The 18,257-nt window shown below is 70.5% G+C and carries 9 protein-coding genes and 1 pseudogene; 8 read left to right on the plus strand and 2 right to left on the minus strand.

Annotated features, from left to right (window positions below; translation table 11 throughout):
- Window positions 1-156 precede the first annotated feature (156 nt).
- Together ABZT03_RS19410 and ABZT03_RS19415 are read left to right on the plus strand one after the other, a co-directional pair.
- Entirely contained in the window at window positions 157-3,162 is a 3,006-nt protein-coding gene (locus ABZT03_RS19410; protein WP_356040905.1) for a bifunctional [glutamine synthetase] adenylyltransferase/[glutamine synthetase]-adenylyl-L-tyrosine phosphorylase, read from the plus strand.
- A gap of 27 nt (window positions 3,163-3,189) precedes the next feature.
- Window positions 3,190-3,366: pseudogene (locus tag ABZT03_RS19415) on the plus strand (hypothetical protein); the annotation flags it as partial.
- Between the two features lie 32 nt (window positions 3,367-3,398).
- Here the strand turns inward: ABZT03_RS19415 and ABZT03_RS19420 are convergent.
- Together ABZT03_RS19420 and ABZT03_RS19425 are read right to left on the minus strand one after the other, a co-directional pair.
- Window positions 3,399-4,331: a phosphatase PAP2 family protein gene (locus ABZT03_RS19420; protein ID WP_356040907.1), complete on the minus strand. Its 933-nt coding sequence runs from the start codon at window positions 4,329-4,331 to the stop codon at window positions 3,399-3,401.
- A 129-nt stretch (window positions 4,332-4,460) separates the two neighbouring features.
- Complete coding sequence (locus ABZT03_RS19425; RefSeq protein WP_356040909.1) at window positions 4,461-5,495, minus strand: LacI family DNA-binding transcriptional regulator; 1,035 nt, start codon at window positions 5,493-5,495, stop codon at window positions 4,461-4,463.
- 411 nt (window positions 5,496-5,906) lie between these two features.
- Between ABZT03_RS19425 and ABZT03_RS19430 the strand changes: the two genes are divergently transcribed.
- The 6 genes from ABZT03_RS19430 (at window position 5,907) to pulA (ending at window position 18,227) form a co-directional block, all read left to right on the plus strand.
- Window positions 5,907-7,181, plus strand: coding sequence for an extracellular solute-binding protein (locus tag ABZT03_RS19430; RefSeq protein WP_356040910.1), 1,275 nt, complete (start codon window positions 5,907-5,909; stop codon window positions 7,179-7,181).
- A 97-nt stretch (window positions 7,182-7,278) separates the two neighbouring features.
- Window positions 7,279-8,283 (plus strand): sugar ABC transporter permease, encoded by a 1,005-nt coding sequence (locus ABZT03_RS19435; RefSeq protein ID WP_356040912.1) that lies wholly within the window; start codon window positions 7,279-7,281, stop codon window positions 8,281-8,283.
- Between the two features lie 13 nt (window positions 8,284-8,296).
- Window positions 8,297-9,205: an ABC transporter permease subunit gene (locus tag ABZT03_RS19440; RefSeq protein ID WP_356040914.1), complete on the plus strand. Its 909-nt coding sequence runs from the start codon at window positions 8,297-8,299 to the stop codon at window positions 9,203-9,205.
- 175 nt (window positions 9,206-9,380) lie between these two features.
- The gene (locus tag ABZT03_RS19445; protein ID WP_356040916.1) at window positions 9,381-11,060 is read left to right on the plus strand and encodes a glycoside hydrolase family 13 protein; all 1,680 of its coding nucleotides are present in this window, start codon (window positions 9,381-9,383) and stop codon (window positions 11,058-11,060) included.
- Between the two features lie 178 nt (window positions 11,061-11,238).
- Window positions 11,239-12,612: an alpha-amylase family protein gene (locus tag ABZT03_RS19450; protein ID WP_356040918.1), complete on the plus strand. Its 1,374-nt coding sequence runs from the start codon at window positions 11,239-11,241 to the stop codon at window positions 12,610-12,612.
- A 200-nt stretch (window positions 12,613-12,812) separates the two neighbouring features.
- Window positions 12,813-18,227 carry a pullulanase-type alpha-1,6-glucosidase gene (gene pulA / locus ABZT03_RS19455; RefSeq protein ID WP_356040920.1) on the plus strand — a complete coding sequence of 1,805 codons (5,415 nt, stop codon included), beginning with the start codon at window positions 12,813-12,815 and terminating at the stop codon, window positions 18,225-18,227.
- Window positions 18,228-18,257: the final 30 nt, after the last annotated feature.

Consider the following 18,257-nt stretch of genomic DNA (forward strand, 5'->3'; position numbering starts at 1 on the left):
TCTGGACGCGAACCGCCCCGCGCCCGCCGGACGGCAGGTGACCCGCGGAAACCACGCGCCCGTCCCGGCGCTGATCCGCCGCTTCCCGGTTAGGCTCGACCGGGTACGACCTTGATCCGACGGCTCGTACGCACGTGATCCAGACGGGAGGCCCGGATGACGGCGCCGGGGCGCAGAAGCAGTACCTTCTCGCGGCTGCTGCGGCACGGCTTCACCGATCCCTCGGCCGCCGAACGCCTGCTGGACAGCGTGGAACTCGCCCCCGTGCGCGACGACCCGGTCCTGCTGGAGGCGCTCGGCGCGACCGCCGACCCCGACCTGGCCCTGCACGGTCTGGTCCGGCTGCTCGAAGCGCAGCCCGCCCCCACCGCCCGGCGGGAACTGCTCGACACACTGATAGCGGCCAAGCCGCTGCGCGACCGGCTGCTCGGCGTGCTCGGGGCGTCCACCGCCCTCGCCGACCACCTCGCCCGGCACCCCAGCGACTGGCAGGCACTGGTCACCTACGAGCCGCGCGACCTGCACCCCGGGGTGGAGGAGTTCGAGCGGGGCCTCGCCGGGGCGGCCGACCCCGTGTCGCTGCGCGTCGCCTACCGCCGCTGCCTGCTGTCCATCGCCGCCCGGGACGTCTGCGGCACCACCGACCTCGCCCAGACCGCCGCCGAACTCGCCGACCTCGCCACCGCCACGCTGCGCGCCGCCCTCCGCCTGGCCGTCGCCGCCGCGCCCGAGGACGCCGCGCTGTGCCGGCTCGCGGTGATCGCGATGGGCAAGTGCGGGGGCCACGAACTCAACTACGTGTCCGACGTGGACGTCATCTTCGTCGGCGAGGCCGTCGAGGGCGCCGACGAGGGCAAGGCGCTGCGCTCCGCGACCAAGCTGGCCTCGCACATGATGCGGATCTGCTCGGAGACCACCGTCGAGGGCTCGATCTGGCCAGTCGACGCCAACCTGCGGCCCGAGGGCAGGAACGGCCCGCTGGTGCGCACGCTCAGCAGCCACCTCGCCTACTACCAGCGCTGGGCCAAGACCTGGGAGTTCCAGGCCCTGCTCAAGGCGCGTCCGGTGGCGGGCGACGCCGGGCTCGGCGCGCAGTACCTCGCGGCGCTGGAACCGCTCGTGTGGAAGGCCGCGGAACGCGAGAACTTCGTCCCCGACGTGCAGAAGATGCGCCGCCGGGTCGTCGAGAACATCCCGGCCGCCGAGATCGAGCGCGAACTCAAACTCGGCCCTGGCGGCCTGCGGGACGTCGAGTTCGCCGTGCAGCTGCTGCAACTGGTGCACGGCAGGGCCGACGCCTCGCTGCGCAGCGGCACCACCCTGCACGCCCTGCACGCGCTGGCCACCGGCGGCTACGTCGGGCGCGCGGACGCCGTGCAGCTCGACGAGGCGTACCGCTTCCTGCGCTCCATGGAGCACCGCATCCAGCTCTACCGGCTGCGCCGCACCCACCTCGTCCCCGAGGGCGAGGCCGACCTGCGCCGCATCGGCCGCTCCCTCGGCCTGCGCGCGGACCCGGTCGCCGACCTGCGCCGCGAGTGGAAACGGCACACCGGTGTCGTACGGCGGCTGCACGAGAAGCTCTTCTACCGGCCGCTGCTCGACGCGGTCGCCCAGCTCGCCCCCGGCGAATCCCGGTTGAGCCCGCGCGCGGCCCGCGAGCGGCTGGTCGCCCTCGGGTACGCCGACCCCGCGTCCGCGCTGCGCCACCTGGAGGCGCTGGCCTCCGGCGTCAGCCGCAAGGCCGCCATCCAGCGCACCCTGCTGCCGGTCCTGCTCGGCTGGTTCGCGGACTCCGCCGACCCGGACGCGGGCCTGCTCAACTTCCGCAAGGTCTCGGACGCCCTCGGCAAGACCCCCTGGTACCTGCGGCTGCTGCGGGACGAGGGAGCGGCCGCCGAGAACCTGGCCCGCGTCCTGTCAGCCGGCCGGCTCGCCCCCGACCTGCTGCTGCGGGCCCCGGAGGCGGTGGCGCTGCTCGGCGACGGCGACGGCGGGTTCCTCGCGCCCCGCGGCCGCGACCACCTGGAGCAGGAGATCCTCGCCGCGGTCGGCCGCGCCGAGGGCGCCACCCAGGCGGTCACGGCGGCCCGCGGGGTGCGCCGCCGCGAACTCTTCCGTACGGCCGCCGCGGACATCGTCGGCTCCTACGGCACCGAGGCCCAGCCCGTCGAGGCCGACCAGGGCGCCCTGGTGGACCGGGTCGGCGCCGCGGTCTCCGACCTGACGGCCGCGACGCTGGCCGGCACGCTGCGCGCGGTCGTCCGCGACGGCTGGGGCGACAGCCTGCCCACCCGCTTCGCCGTCATCGGCATGGGCCGCTTCGGCGGCCACGAACTGGGCTACGGCTCCGACGCCGACGTCCTGTTCGTGCACGAGCCGTGCGAGGGCGTCGACGAGCGCAAGGCCGGCGAGGCCGCCAACCGGGTCGTCTCCGAGATGCGCCGGCTGCTCCAGATCCCCAGCGCCGACCCGCCGCTGCTCGTCGACGCCGACCTGCGCCCGGAGGGCAAGTCCGGGCCGCTCGTTCGCACCCTGAATTCGTACGCGGCCTACTACCGGCGCTGGTCGCTGGTCTGGGAGGCGCAGGCGCTGCTGCGGGCCGAGCCCGTCGCCGGGGACGAGGAACTGGGCCGCCGCTTCATCGAGTTGGCCGACCCGCTGAGGTATCCGTCGGACGGGCTCGGCGAGGACGCCGTACGCGAGATCAGGCGCCTCAAGGCCCGGATGGAGTCGGAGCGGATGCCGCGCGGCGCCGACCCCAAGCTGCACACCAAACTCGGGCCCGGCGGCCTGTCCGACGTCGAGTGGACCGTGCAGCTGATCCAGATGCGGCACGGCTCGCGGCACCCCGGGCTGCGCACCACCCGCACCCGTGAGGCCCTGGCCGCGGCGCTCGCCGGGGGGTTCATCGGCGCGGAGGAGGCCGCGATCCTCGACGAGGCGTGGGTGCTGGCCACCCGGGTCCGCAACGCGGTGATGCTGGTGCGCGGGCGCGCCGGGGACACGTTCCCCTCGGACCCCCGCGAACTGGGCGCGGTGGGCCGCTACCTGGGCTACGGCCCCGGCCACGTGGGCGACATGCTGGACGACTACCGGCGCACGACCCGCAGAGCCCGAAGCGTGGTGGACGAACTCTTCTACGGAGCGACGGAACGGTGACGCGCCGGCCGTGGTGAGGGCCGCGGCGCCGGCCGTATCGCCCCCGGTCAGCGGGCCGACCTCACGGCCCTGGCCGTCGACCCCGTGACGGCGCCGGCGGACGAGCTGACCAAGGCAGCGTTACGGCTGACGGTCACCGGCGGCCACGTCGTGCACCTGGGGACTGAGCCCCGGGCCGAGGGGGAGCGCGGCCCGGGTTCCTAGTTTCTGGCCGAGGGGGATCGCGGCCCGGGTTCCTAGTTTCTGGCCGAGGGGGATCGCGGCCCGGGTTCCTGGCTTCTGGCCGAGGGGGATCGCCCGGGTTTGCGGCTTCTGGCCGGTAGCAGCGGACCCACCGCGTCCCGCGCGGGCGGGTTCCGCGGCAGGGCGTGGGGCAGGGCCCCGTACCAGAGGCCCGCCACCGTGAAGCCGAAGGCCAGGCAGATCATGCCGCCCACCGCGTCCAGCCAGAAGTGGTTGGCGGTGGCCACGATGACCACCAGGGTCACCGCCGGGTAGAGCAGGCCCAGCACCCTCGCCCACGGCACCCTGGCCAGCGCGAAGATCGTCAGCCCGCACCACAGGGACCAGCCGATGTGCATCGAGGGCATCGCCGCGTACTGGTTCGACATGTTCTTCAGGTCGCCCGAGGCCATCGAACCCCAGGTCTCGTGCACCGCGACGGTGTCGACGAAGTGCCCGCCGTTCATCAGGCGGGGCGGCGCGAGCGGGTACAGGTAGTAACCGACCAGGGCGACGAGGGTGGTCGCGAAAAGCACCAGACGGGTCGCCGCGTACCGGCCGGGATGACTGCGGTACAGCCACACCAGGACCCCCAGCGTGATCACGAAGTGCAGCGTCGCGTAGTAGTAGTTCATCCCGACGATGAGCCAAGTCACCGAGTTGAGACCGTGGTTGACCGCCCCCTCGACGGCGATGCCGAGGTGGTGCTCCATCCGCCACAGCCAGTCGGCGTTGCGCAGCGCCTCCGCCCGCTGCTCCGGGACCGCGTTGCGGATCAGTGAGTACGTCCAGTAACTCACCGCGATCAGCAGGATCTCGAACCACAGCCGGGGACGGCGGGGGGTGCGCAGCCGGCGCAGGAGACCCCGCCCCGCCGCCTCGCTCGTGACGGGGTGCGGAACGGCCTGTGTACGGCCTTCCAGAGTCGTCACGGTGGTATCACCCATAGACACGAAGTCTGCCAGAAAAGCCCTCTCCACCGATCATCCCCGCGGTGGGTCCGCGTCGCATGTTCTACGGCGGAAAGAGGGGCGCTTCTCCTACCAGGGCACTGCGGGAAAGCGGGTCTCTCCGCCCTACGGACGATTCCGCGCCCCGGGTGCCGAAGCCGTGGAGCCGCGCACCACCAGCTCCGGCATGAACACGAACTCGCTGTGCGGCGCGGGCGTTCCGCCGATCTCCTCCAGCAGCGTGCGCACCGCGGCCTGTCCCATCGCGGGCACCGGCTTGCGGACCGTGGTCAGGGGCGGGTCGGTGAACGCGATCAGCGGGGAGTCGTCGAAGCCGACCACGGAGACGCCCTTGGGGACGTCGAGACCGCGCTGCCGGGCGGCCCGTATCGCACCCAGCGCCATCATGTCGCTGGCGCAGACCACCGCCGTGCAGTCCCGCTCGATGAGCGCGGCGGCCGCGGCCTGACCGCCCTCCAGGGTGTAGAGGGAGTGCTGGACGAGCTCCGACTCGACGGTCTGCGCGGTCAGGCCCAGCTGGTCCTGCATGGTGCGGACGAAGCCCTCGATCTTGCGCTGCACCGGCACGAACCGCTTCGGACCGAGCGCCAGGCCGATCCTGGTGTGCCCGAGCGACACCAGGTGCGTCACCGCGAGGCTCATCGCGGCCCGGTCGTCGGGGGAGATGAAGGGTGCCTGCACCTTCGGCGAGAAGCCGTCGACCAGCACGAACGGCACGCCCTGCGCGCGCAGCTGCTCGTAGCGCTGCATGTCGGCGGTGGTGTCGGCGTGCAGTCCGGAGACGTAGATGATGCCGGCGACGCCGCGGTCCACCAGCATCTCGGTCAGCTCGTCCTCGGTGGACCCGCCCGGGGTCTGGGTGGCGAGGACCGGCGTGTAGCCCTGCCGCGTCAGCGCCTGGCCGATGACCTGGGCCAGGGCCGGGAATATGGGGTTCTCCAGTTCCGGAGTTATCAGGCCCACCAGGCCCTCGCTGCGCTGCCGCAGCCGCACCGGGCGTTCGTAGCCGAGCACGTCGAGTGCGGCCAGGACGGACTGGCGCGTGGTGGCGGCGACGCCTGGCTTGCCGTTGAGGACGCGGCTGACGGTCGCTTCGCTCACCCCCGCCTGAGCTGCGATGTCGGCAAGCCGGGTGGTCACAGGGGTGGACTGTACCGGTCGACCTTCACCTTGCACACCAATCGGACGCCGGGCACGGGCGGTCGAACGGGCCTGTGCGGGTTGCTGCGTCATCGCGGTCCCTCGTGTTCTGGTCGGCGTCTGCTACGCACTACAGCAAGAGCTTGCAGAGCTTGCAGAGTCTTGCACAACCCGGCCCGTGCCCGCTCAGATACGGCGCCACACGGTTTCTACGGGATCGCGGGGAGGTCACGGCCGGGTAACTCCGAGGCCGTCTTGCACTTTTTTGCTGCAAGGTCTTTCGCGGCGCTTACATCGCTGTTACGTTCACGTCGCCCGGCGGCCGCAACGGCGCAGTCGGCAAGTCGACAGGAGTGGCGGACGGGACCGCCTCCTGCGAGCACACGGGCTTTTCACCCTCAAGGAGAACTCATGCGGCGTGGCATAGCGGCCACCGCGCTGGTGGCGTCCCTCGCCCTCGCGGCGACGGCCTGCGGCGGGAACGACAGCGGCAGCGACAAGGCGGACGGCCCGGTCACCATCACCTGGTGGGACACCTCCAACGCCACCAATGAGGCCCCGACGTACCAGGCGCTGGTCAAGGAGTTCGAGGCCGCCAACAAGGACGTCAAGGTCAAGTACGTCAACGTCCCCTTCGACCAGGCGCAGAACAAGTTCGACACGGCCGCCGGTTCCAAGGGCGCCCCGGACATCCTGCGTTCCGAGGTCGGCTGGACCCCCGCCTTCGCGAAGAAGGGCTTCTTCCTGCCGCTGGACGGCACCGAGGCCCTCGCGGACCAGGCCAAGTTCCAGCCCAGCCTGATCGAGCAGGCCAAGTACGAGGGCAAGACCTACGGCGTCCCGCTGGTCACCGACACCCTCGCGCTGGTCTACAACAAGGCGCTGTTCAAGAAGGCCGGCATCACCGAGGCCCCCAAGACCTGGGACGAGCTGAAGGCCGACGCCTCCAAGATCGACGCCAAGGAGAACGTCTACGGGTACTGGGGCTCCACCCAGGCCTACTACGCGCAGACCTTCCTCTACGGCGAGGGCACCGACACCGTCGACGCCGCCGCGAAGAAGATCACCGTGAACTCGGACGCGGCCAAGAAGGGCTACGGCACCTGGAAGAGCCTCTTCTCCGGCCAGGGCCTGCACAAGGCCGACACCACCGCCGACGCCTACGCCCACATCCAGGAGGCGTTCGTCACCGGCAAGGTCGCCTCGATCATCCAGGGCCCGTGGGAGATCACGAACTTCTACAAGGGTTCGGCGTTCAAGGACAAGGCCAACCTCGGCATCGCCACCGTCCCGGCCGGCTCCACCGGCAAGGCGGGCGCCCCGACCGGCGGCCACAACCTCTCGGTGTACGCCGGCTCGGACAAGGCCCACCAGCAGGCCTCGCTGAAGTTCCTGAAGTTCATGACCTCGGCGAAGTCCCAGGAGACGATCGCCCTCAAGAACTCCACGCTGCCGACGCGTGACGACGCCTACACCACCGCCGTCAAGGCCGACCCGGGCATCGCCGGCTACCAGGGGGTCCTGGCCGCCGCCCAGCCGCGCCCGGCCCTGCCCGAGTACAGCTCCCTGTGGGGTCCGCTGGACACCGAGCTGGTGAAGATAGCCGGCGGCAACGAGTCCCTGGACAAGGGCCTCGCCAACGCCGAGCTCGCGATCGGCAAGCTGGTCCCGGACTTCAGCAAGTAAGCCCGCGTGGCCGCCGTATCGCCCGCGAGCGATCCGGCGGCCACCGGCCTGTGCGCCGTACTCCCCGATCCCAGCTCCTCACGAAGGTTGTCGAACCATGACAGTCGCCATCGACCGCGCGACCGGAAAGACCCGGGGCGACCACGGGTCACGCCCCGGGCCGCTGCAGCGGCTCAGGCACGGATACCAGAAGCACTGGTACGCGTACGCGATGATCGCGCCGGTGGTCGTCGTGCTCGGCGTCCTCGTGATCTACCCCCTGGTGTACGGCCTCTACCTGACCCTCACCGACGCCAACAGCCTCAACACCGCCCGCACGATCGGCGTCAACCACATCGACGCCACCTACCAGTTCATCGGCCTCGACAACTACGCCGACATCCTGTGGGGTCCGACGGCCTACGACCGCTTCTGGTCGCACTTCGTCTGGACGGTCGTGTGGACCGCGCTCTGCGTCACCCTGCACTACTGCATCGGCCTGGGCCTGGCCCTGCTGCTCAACCAGAAGCTGCGCGGCCGCACCCTGTACCGGCTGATCCTGATCCTGCCGTGGGCCGTGCCGACCTTCGTCACCGTGTTCGGCTGGCGCTTCATGCTGGCCGACGGCGGCATCATCAACAACGCCCTCGACGCGCTGCACCTGCCGTCACCGCTGTGGCTGGAGGACACCTTCTGGCAGCGGTTCGCCGCGATCATGGTCAACACCTGGTGCGGTGTCCCCTTCATGATGCTGTCGCTGCTCGGCGGCCTGCAGTCCGTGGACGCCACGCTGTACGAGGCGGCCGAGATGGACGGCGCCAGTGCCTGGCAGCAGTTCCGGTACGTCACCCTGCCGGGCCTGAGGTCCGTCAGCTCCACCGTCGTACTGCTCGGCATCATCTGGACCTTCAACCAGTTCGCCATCATCTTCCTGCTGTTCGGCAACACCGCCCCCGACGCGCAGATCCTCGTCACCTGGGCCTACTACCTCGGCTTCGGACAGCAGCCGCGTGACTTCGCGCAGTCGGCGGCCTACGGCATCCTGCTGCTGGCCATCCTGATCGTCTTCACCTCCTTCTACCGACGCTGGCTGAACCGCAATGACCAGCAGCTCGCGATCTGAGGCAGGAGCCCCCATGAGCACCACCACCGTCGAGACCCCCGGCGCGGTCACCGGGCAGAGCCCCGCCGCCGCACCGCGCAGGGTCCGCCGCCGCGGCGAGAGCAGCCCCGCCGCCCGTCTCGTCTCCCACGGCCTGCTGATCGCGGCGAGCCTGATCGCGCTGTTCCCCGTGGCCTGGCTGGTCTACCTGTCCCTGGGCCCGGACAAGGACGACTACCTGCACCCCGGCGGCATCTGGCACAAGATGACGTTCGACAACTACTCGTTCGTCCTGCAGCACACGAAGTTCTTCGACTGGCTGCAGACCACGCTGATCGTCACGCTCGGCACCACGGCCATCGGTGTGATCATCTCCGCCACCACCGGCTACGCGGTGTCCCGGATGCGCTTCCCGGGCTACAAGAAGTTCATGTGGGTCCTGCTGGTCACCCAGATGTTCCCGGTCGCCGTCCTGATGGTGCCGATGTACCAGATCCTCTCGGACCTCCAGCTCATCGACACCTACCTCGGTCTCGTCCTCGTGTACTGCTCGACCGTCGTCCCGTACTGTGCGTGGCTGATGAAGGGCTACTTCGACACCATCCCGTTCGAGATCGACGAGGCGGGACGCGTCGACGGTCTGTCCCCCTTCGGCACGTTCGCGCGACTGATCCTGCCGCTCGCCAAGCCGGGCCTGGCGGTCGCCGCGTTCTACAGCTTCCTCACGGCGTTCGGTGAGGTCGCGTTCGCGTCGACGTTCATGCTGTCCGACACGAAGTACACCTTCGCCGTCGGCCTGCAGACCTTCGTCAGCGAGCACGACGCGCAGCGCAACCTCATGGCCGCCACCGCGGTACTGATCGCCATACCCGTCTCCGCGTTCTTCTACTTCGTGCAGAAGAACCTCGTGACCGGCCTGACCGCCGGCGGCACGAAGGGCTGACACCCCCCTTGCTCCCGCGCGCCTGACCGCGCGCGGGTGGCGGCCGCGGTGCCCATCCGACCCCGCAGCACCGCGGCCGCCTCGTCACCCGCCGCCGCACCCGACGCCACACGACCAGAAGGCCGACCCGCTGCCGCCTCCGCCCGAGCGGGGGCCCCATCGCTTCAAGGACGCCATGAGCCAGTACTCCGCCGACCCGGCACCGAACTCCGCCGTCGCCACCGTCGCCCAGCGCCGCGACTGGTGGCGGGACGCGGTGATCTACCAGGTCTACCCGCGCAGTTTCGCCGACAGCAACGGCGACGGCATGGGGGACCTGGAGGGCGTACGGTCCCGACTCCCGTACCTGCGCGACCTGGGCGTGGACGCCGTGTGGCTCAGCCCCTTCTACGCCTCGCCGCAGGCCGACGCCGGCTACGACGTCGCCGACTACCGGGCCGTGGACCCCATGTTCGGCAACCTCCTCGACGCCGACGCGCTGATCCGCGACGCCCACGAGCTGTCCCTGCGGATCATCGTCGACCTGGTGCCCAACCACTCCTCCGACCAGCACGAGTGGTTCAAGCGGGCGCTGCGCGAGGGTCCCGGATCGGCGCTGCGGGACCGCTACCACTTCCGTCCGGGCAAGGGCGCGAGCGGTGAACTCCCGCCCAACGACTGGGAGTCGATCTTCGGCGGCCCGGCCTGGACCCGGGTCACCGAGCCGGACGGCACACCGGGGGAGTGGTACCTGCACCTGTTCGCCCCCGAGCAGCCCGACTTCAACTGGGAACACCCGGCCGTCGGCGACGAGTTCCGATCCATCCTGCGCTTCTGGCTCGACATGGGCGTGGACGGCTTCCGGATCGACGTGGCGCACGGCCTGGTGAAGGCGGCGGGCCTGCCGGACCTGGGCTCCCACGACCAGGTGAAACTGCTGGGCAACGATGTCATGCCGTTCTTCGACCAGGACGGTGTGCACGAGGTCTACCGGCAGTGGCGCGTCATCCTTGACGAGTACTCGGGTGACCGCATCTTCGTGGCGGAGGCGTGGACGCCCACAATCGAGCGCACCGCCAACTACGTGCGCCCCGACGAGCTCCACCAGGCCTTCAACTTCCAGTACCTGGCGACCGCCTGGGACGCGCGTGAGCTGCGCGAGGTCGTCGACCGCACCCTGGAGGCGATGCGCCCGGTCGGTGCCCCCGCCACCTGGGTGCTGTCCAACCACGACGTCACCCGGCACGCCACCCGCTTCGCCAACCCGCCCGGTCTCGGCACCCAGATCCGCCTGGCCGGCGACCGCGAACTCGGCCTGCGCCGGGCCCGCGCGGCCTCCCTGCTGATGCTGGCGCTGCCCGGCTCGGCCTACGTCTACCAGGGCGAGGAGCTCGGCCTGCCGGACGTGGTCGACCTGGCGGACGAGGTGCGCCAGGACCCCGCCTACTTCCGGGGCGAGGGCCAGGACGGCTTCCGCGACGGCTGCCGGGTGCCGATCCCCTGGACGCGCACCGGCACGTCGTACGGCTTCGGCGGCGGGGGCAGCTGGCTGCCGCAGCCGGCGGGCTGGGGCGAGCTGAGCATCGAGGCGCAGACCGGAGCGCCGGACTCGACCCTGGAGCTGTACCGGGCCGCCCTGGCGATCCGCCGGGAGCGGCCCGACCTGGGCGCCGGCGACTCGGTGGAGTGGCTGCGGGCGCCCGAGGGCGTCCTGGCCTTCCGGCGCGGGGACTTCGTGTGCGTCGCCAACACCGGTGGCGAATCGGTGACGACCCCGGCGTACGGCCGGGTGCTGATCGCCAGCGGCGAGGTCACCGAGGCGGACGGCGAGGCGAAGGTGCCCGCCGACACGACGGTGTGGTTCGCCATCGCCTGACCCGGTTTCGGCGGGCCGTCCGACGGCCCCGCCAAAGTTCTTGCATCAACTTCCCTCGGCCCGCTGCCTTTTCAGGCAGCGGGCCTTTAACATCTGCGTCACCGCAAGTTTGCTGAAAGATTGCAGCAAGAGTCTTCAGCGGGAAGTCAGAACGCCTTCAACGACGAAGGAACCCCACATGGCACGCAGAACCCTCTCCGGGGCGCTCGCCCTCGCGGCCGCCGCCCTTGTCATGAACCCGACGATCGCGCACGCCTCCCCGCCCGGCACCAAGGACGTCACCGCCGTCCTCTTCGAGTGGAACTTCGCCTCGGTCGCGAAGGAGTGCACCACCACCCTCGGCCCCGCCGGCTACGGCTACGTGCAGGTCTCCCCGCCCGCCGAGCACATACAGGGCTCGCAGTGGTGGACCTCCTACCAGCCGGTGAGCTACCGGATAGCCGGCCGGCTCGGCGACCGGACCGCCTTCCAGAACATGGTGAACACCTGCCACGCGGCCGGTGTGAAGGTGGTCACGGACACCGTCATCAACCACATGGCGGCCGGCAGCGGCACCGGCACCGGCGGCTCGTCGTACACGAAGTACAACTACCCCGGTCTGTACTCGTCCTACGACTTCGACGACTGCACCTCCCAGATCACCAACTACGCCGACCGGTGGAACGTCCAGCACTGCGAACTGGTGGGCCTGGCCGACCTCGACACCGGCGAGAGCTACGTCCGCCAGGCCATCGCCGGCTACCTCAACGACCTGCTGTCGCTCGGTGTCGACGGCTTCCGCATCGACGCGGCCAAGCACATCGACACCGCCGACCTCGCCAACATCAAGTCACGGCTGACGAACCCGGGCGTGTACTGGAAGCAGGAGGTCATCTACGGCAGCGGCGAGGCCGTCCAGCCCACCGAGTACACCGGCAACGGCGACGTCCAGGAGTTCCGCTACGCCTTCGACCTCAAGCGGGTCTTCAACAACGAGAACCTCGCCTACCTGAAGAACTACGGCGAGGGCTGGGGCTATCTGAGCAGCTCGGTGGCGGGCGTCTTCGTCGACAACCACGACACCGAGCGCAACGGCAGCACCCTGAACTACAAGGACGGCGCCACCTACACCCTGGCCAACGTCTTCATGCTGGCGTACCCCTACGGCGCCCCGGACGTCAACTCCGGCTACGAGTGGTCCGACGCGGACGCCGGACCGCCCAGCGGCGGCACGGTGAACGCCTGCTGGCAGGACGGCTGGAAGTGCCAGCACGCCTGGCCGGAGATCAGGTCGATGGTCGCCTTCCGCAACAGCACCCGGGGTGCCGCGATGACCGACTGGTGGGACAACGGGAACGACGCCATCGCCTTCGGCCGCGGCGCCAAGGGCTATGTCGCCATCAACCACGAGTCGGGCTCGCTGACGCGGACGTACCAGACGTCGCTCGCGGCGGGCACGTACTGCAACGTGCAGAACAACACGACCGTGACCGTGAACGGTTCGGGCCAGTTCACCGCGACCCTCGGCGCCAACACCGCCCTGGCGGTCTACGCGGGCAAGTCGGGCTGCTGACCCCTCGCCCCGCCGCGTACCGCGCGTGGTGACAGCAGGCGACGCGCGGTACGCGAGGGGCCGGCCGACGGCCCGGGTCAACTCCCGTTCCTGAAACTTCTTTCCAATGGTTTCAGGACTCTTGCTGTAAACCTTTCGTCGGCGATACGGTCGCGCGGGGTCGGACCCAGGAGAGCCGCAATCGCAAGGAGTCCACGTCAGTGATACCGAGATGGCCGGTGCCGTCGAGGCGCCGCAGTGCCCATGCCGCGCGAGTCGCCGCGGTCACCGTGACCGCGCTGGCCGCGGCGCTCGTCCAGCCGCTCGCCGCCCGCGCCGCCACCCCGCCGCCGCCCCCGTCCGACGCGAGGCTCGCCGCCGAGCCCGCCCGGCACGACGACACGCGCGAGCAGTTCTACTTCGTCATGCCGGACCGTTTCGCCAACGGTGACGGTGCCAACGACCGCGGCGGCCTGACCGGTTCCCGCCTGTCCACCGGCTACGACCCCACCGACAAGGGCTTCTACCAGGGCGGCGACCTCAAGGGCCTGACCGGGAAGCTCGACTACATCAAGGGCCTCGGCACCACCGCCATCTGGATGGCGCCGATCTTCAAGAACCAGCCCGTGCAGGGCACCGGCAAGGACGCCTCCGCCGGCTACCACGGCTACTGGATCACCGACTTCACCCGGGTCGACCCGCACTTCGGCACCAACAAGGACCTGGAGAACCTCATCTCCAAGGCCCACGCCAAGGGCATGAAGGTCTTCTTCGACGTCATCACCAACCACACCGCCGACGTCGTCGACTACCAGGAGAAGTCCTACACCTACCTCTCCAAGGGCGCCTTCCCCTATCTCACCAAGGACGGGAAGCCGTTCGACGACGCGGACTACGCGAACGGCACCAAGGGCTTCCCGCCGGTGGACTCCGGCTCCTTCCCCCGCACGCCCACGGTCCCCGCCGCGAAGAAGAACGCCAAGGTCCCCGCCTGGCTCAACGACACGACGATGTACAGCAACCGCGGCGACTCCACCTACGCCGGTGAATCCACCACGTACGGCGACTTCTCCGGTCTCGACGACCTGTGGACCGAGCGTCCCGAGGTGGTCAGCGGCATGGAGAAGATCTACCAGCGGTGGGTCAGGGACTTCGGCATCGACGGCTTCCGGATCGACACCGTGAAGCACGTGAACACGGAGTTCTGGACGCAGTGGGCGACCGCCCTCGACGCGTACGCGGCCCGGCAGGGGCGCAAGAACTTCTTCATGTTCGGCGAGGTCTACTCCGCCGACACCTCCGTCACCTCGCCGTACGTCACCCAGGGCCGCCTCGACGCCACCCTCGACTTCCCCTTCCAGGACGCGGCCCGCTCCTACGCCTCCCAGGGCGGCAGCGCGAAGAAGCTGGCGTCGGTGTTCGGGGACGACTACAAGTACACGACCGACAAGGCCAACGCGTACGAGCAGGTCACCTTCCTCGGCAACCACGACATGGGCCGCATCGGGTACTTCCTGGACCAGGACAACCCGAAGGCGACCGACGCCGAACTGCTGAAGAAGGACAGGCTCGCCAACGAGCTGATGTTCCTCAGCCGCGGCAACCCCGTCGTCTACTACGGCGACGAGCAGGGCTTCACGGGCTCCGGCGGCGACAAGGACGCCCGCCAGACCATGTTCGCCTCCAAGGTCGCGGACTACCTCGACGACGACGAGATCGGCACCGACCGCACCCACGCGAGCGCCGCGTACGACACCGGCGCCCCGCTGTACCGCCGGATCGCCGCGCTCGCCGCGCTCCGCAAGGCCAACCCGGCCCTCACCGACGGCGTCCAGAGCGAGCGCTACGCCGCCGACGGCGCGGGCGTCTACGCCTTCTCCCGCAACGGCACCGGCAAGGACACCAGCGAGTACCTCGTCGCCTTCAACAACGCCGGCACGGCCCGGACCGCGACCTTCGCGGCCGGCTCGGCGAACACGCGCTACCGCGGGATCTACGGCACCGGCGCCACGCTCAGGACCGACGCCGACAGGAAGATCACCGTCACCGTTCCGGCCGGCTCGGCGATCGTGCTGAAGGCCGCGGGCCGGCCCGGCGCCCCCGCGTCGAAGCCGTCGCTGACGCTCAAGGCCCCCGCCGCCGGCGCCACCGGCACGGTCGAACTGACCGCCGACGTCGACGCGGACGGCCTCGCCCGGGTGGTCTTCGCCGCCCAGACCGGTGACGGTGCCTGGCGCACCCTCGGCTCCGCCGACCACGCCCCGTACAAGGTCACGCAGGTCATCGGCGCGGACGTACCGGCCGCAACGGCGCTGCGCTACAAGGCCGTCGTCATCGACCCGGCGGGTCGCACGGCGAGCGCCACGGCCACGTCCGTCACCGGCACCCCGCCCACCCCGGAGGTCCCGACGGCCTCCTCGCGCGACTACGCGATCGTCCACTACAAGCGCACCGACGGCGACTACACCGACTGGCGCCTGTACGCCTGGGGCGACCTCGCCGACGGCGAGTCGACGACCTGGCCGGCCGGCCACGACTTCGTCGGCCGGGACGCCTACGGCGCCTTCGCCTACGTGAAGCTGAAGCCCGGAGCCTCCACGGTGGGCTTCCTGGTCATCGACAAGGACGGCGACAAGGACGTCGCCGCCGACCGCACCATCGACGTCACCAGGACGGGTGAGGTCTGGGTCGAGCAGGGCAAGGACACCGTCCTCACCGAACGGCCCGGCGAGCCCGCGCAGGACAGGACCAAGGCGGTCCTGCACTACCACCGTGCCGACGGCGACTACTCGGGATGGGGCCTGCACACCTGGACCGGGGCCGCGACACCCACGGACTGGACCAAGCCCCTGGAGCCGGTGCGGACCGACAGCTACGGCGCCGTCTACGAGGTGCCGCTCGCCGAAGGCGCCACCAGCCTCAGCTACATCCTCCACAAGGGCGACGAGAAGGACCTGCCCACCGACCAGTCCCTCGACCTCACCGCCGACGGCCACGAGGTGTGGCTGCTCGGCGGCCAGGAGCAGTACCTGCTGCCGCAGCCGGCCGGGTCCGCCGCCGCGCTCGACCTCACCACCTCCAAGGCGGTCTGGATCGACCGGGACACCGTGGCCTGGAACGGCTCGGAGGCGGCCGCGTCCACCCAGCTGCTCTCCTCCCGGGACGGCTCGATCGCCGTCAAGGACGGCGCGCTGACCAGCGACGACGAGCGCTGGCTGCGCCTGTCGAAAACCACACTCACCGACGCCCAGAAGGCCGAGTTCCCGCACCTGAAGGACTACACCGCCTGGTCCGTCGACCCCCGCGACCGCGACCGGGTGCGTGCGGCCCTGCGCGGCCAGCTCGTCGCCTCCCAACGCGCCGCGAACGGCGCGGTGCTGGCCGCGACCGGCGTGCAGACCGCGGGCGTGCTGGACGACCTCTACGCCGGCGCGACCAGGGCCGCACTCGGCCCCACGTTCCGCGGCGGCCGGCCCACCCTGGCCGTCTGGGCCCCCACGGCACGCCGGGTCGCCCTGGAGATCGGCGGCTCCACCGTAGCCATGAAGCGCGACGCCACCACGGGCGTCTGGTCCGTCACCGGACCCGGATCCTGGAAGAACAAGCCGTACCGGTACGTCGTGACGGTGTGGGCGCCCAGCGTGCGCAAGGTCGTCACCAACAAGGTCACCGACCCCTACTCGGTCGCCCTCACCACCGACTCCCGGCGCAGTCTCGCCGTCGACCTGCACGACCGCTCCCTCGCCCCGGGCGGCTGGTCCACCCTGGCCAAGCCCCGGGCGGTACCGCTCAGGGACGCCCAGATCCAGGAACTGCACATCCGGGACTTCTCCGTCGCCGACCCGACCGTGCCGGCCCGCGACCGGGGCACCTACCTCGCCTTCACCGACCGCGGCAGCGACGGCTCGAAGCACCTGCGTGAGCTGGCCAGGTCGGGCACGTCGTACGTGCACCTGCTGCCCGCCTTCGACATCGCCACCATCGCCGAGAAGAAGACCGACCAGGCGAGCCCCCACTGCGACCTCGCCTCCTACCCGGCCGACTCCGACAAGCAGCAGGAGTGCGTGTCCGCGGTCGCCGCCAAGGACGCCTACAACTGGGGCTACGACCCCTTCCACTACACGGTCCCCGAGGGCTCCTACGCCACCGACCCGAACGGCACCGGCCGTACGGTCGAGTTCCGTGAAATGGTCAAGGCGCTCAACCAGGACGGCCTGCGGGTCGTCATGGACGTCGTCTACAACCACACCGCCGCCAGCGGCCAGGCCGACACCTCCGTGCTCGACCGGATCGTGCCCGGCTACTACCAGCGGCTCCTCGCCGACGGCTCCGTCGCCACCAGCACCTGCTGCGCGAACACCGCCACCGAGAACGCCATGATGGGCAAGCTCGTCGTCGACTCCCTCGTCACCTGGGCCCGGGAGTACAAGGTCGACGGCTTCCGCTTCGACCTCATGGGCCACCACCCGAAGGCCAACATCCTCGCCGTCCGCAAGGCCCTGGACGCGCTGACCCCCGCCAAGGACGGCGTCGACGGAAAGAAGATCATCCTCTACGGCGAGGGCTGGAACTTCGGGGAGGTCGCCGACGACGCCCGCTTCACGCAGGCCACGCAGAAGAACATGGCCGGCACCGGCATCGCCACCTTCTCCGACCGGGCACGGGACGCGGTGCGCGGCGGCGGCCCCTTCGACACGGACCCCGGCGTGCAGGGCTTCGCGTCCGGCCTCTACACCGACCCCAACTCCTCCACCGGCAACGGCACCCGGGCCGAGCAGAAGGCCCGCCTGCTGCACTACCAGGACCTCATCAAGGTCGGGCTGAGCGGCAACCTCGCCGCCTACGGCTTCACCGACACCGACGGCAAGCAGGTCACCGGCGCCGGCGTCGACTACAACGGCGCCCCGGCCGGCTACGCCGACGCGCCCGGCGACGCCCTCGCCTACACCGACGCCCACGACAACGAGTCGCTGTTCGACGCGCTGACGTACAAGCTGCCCCAGGACACCTCCGCGGCCGACCGGGCCCGCATGCAGGTCCTCGCCATGGCGACGGCCACCCTCTCGCAGGGCCCCTCGCTCTCCCAGGCCGGTTCCGACCTGCTGCGCTCCAAGTCCCTGGACCGCAACTCCTACGACAGCGGCGACTGGTTCAACGCCCTGCACTGGAACTGCGCGGACGGCAACGGCTTCGGCCGCGGACTGCCCCCGGCGGCCGACAACGCCTCCAAGTGGGACTACGCCAAGCCGCTGCTGCGCACGGTCAAGGTCGGCTGCGCACAGATCGAGGGCGCCTCGGCCGCGTACCGGGACCTGCTGCGCATCCGGAGCACCGAACGCCTCTTCTCCCTCGGCACGGCCGCTCAGGTCCAGTCGAAACTGTCCTTCCCGCTGTCCGGGAAGGACGAGACACCCGGCGTGATCACCATGCGACTCGGTGACCTCGTCGTCGTCTTCAACGCGACGCCCGAGGCGAGCGAGCAGCGGATCGGCGCACTGGCCGGGACCGGCTACCGCCTGCACCCGGTGCAGGCGGCGGGCGCCGACCCGGTCGTCAGGTCCGCGGCATACGACCGGGGATCGGGCACGTTCACCGTTCCCGGGCGGACTGTGGCGGTATTCTCCCCGTCCGAGTGACAGAGGCATTACCTTGGTGGGACAGGCCAC

This window comes from Streptomyces sp. NPDC005574 (genome assembly GCF_040605435.1).
Taxonomy (GTDB): Bacteria; Actinomycetota; Actinomycetes; order Streptomycetales; family Streptomycetaceae; genus Streptomyces.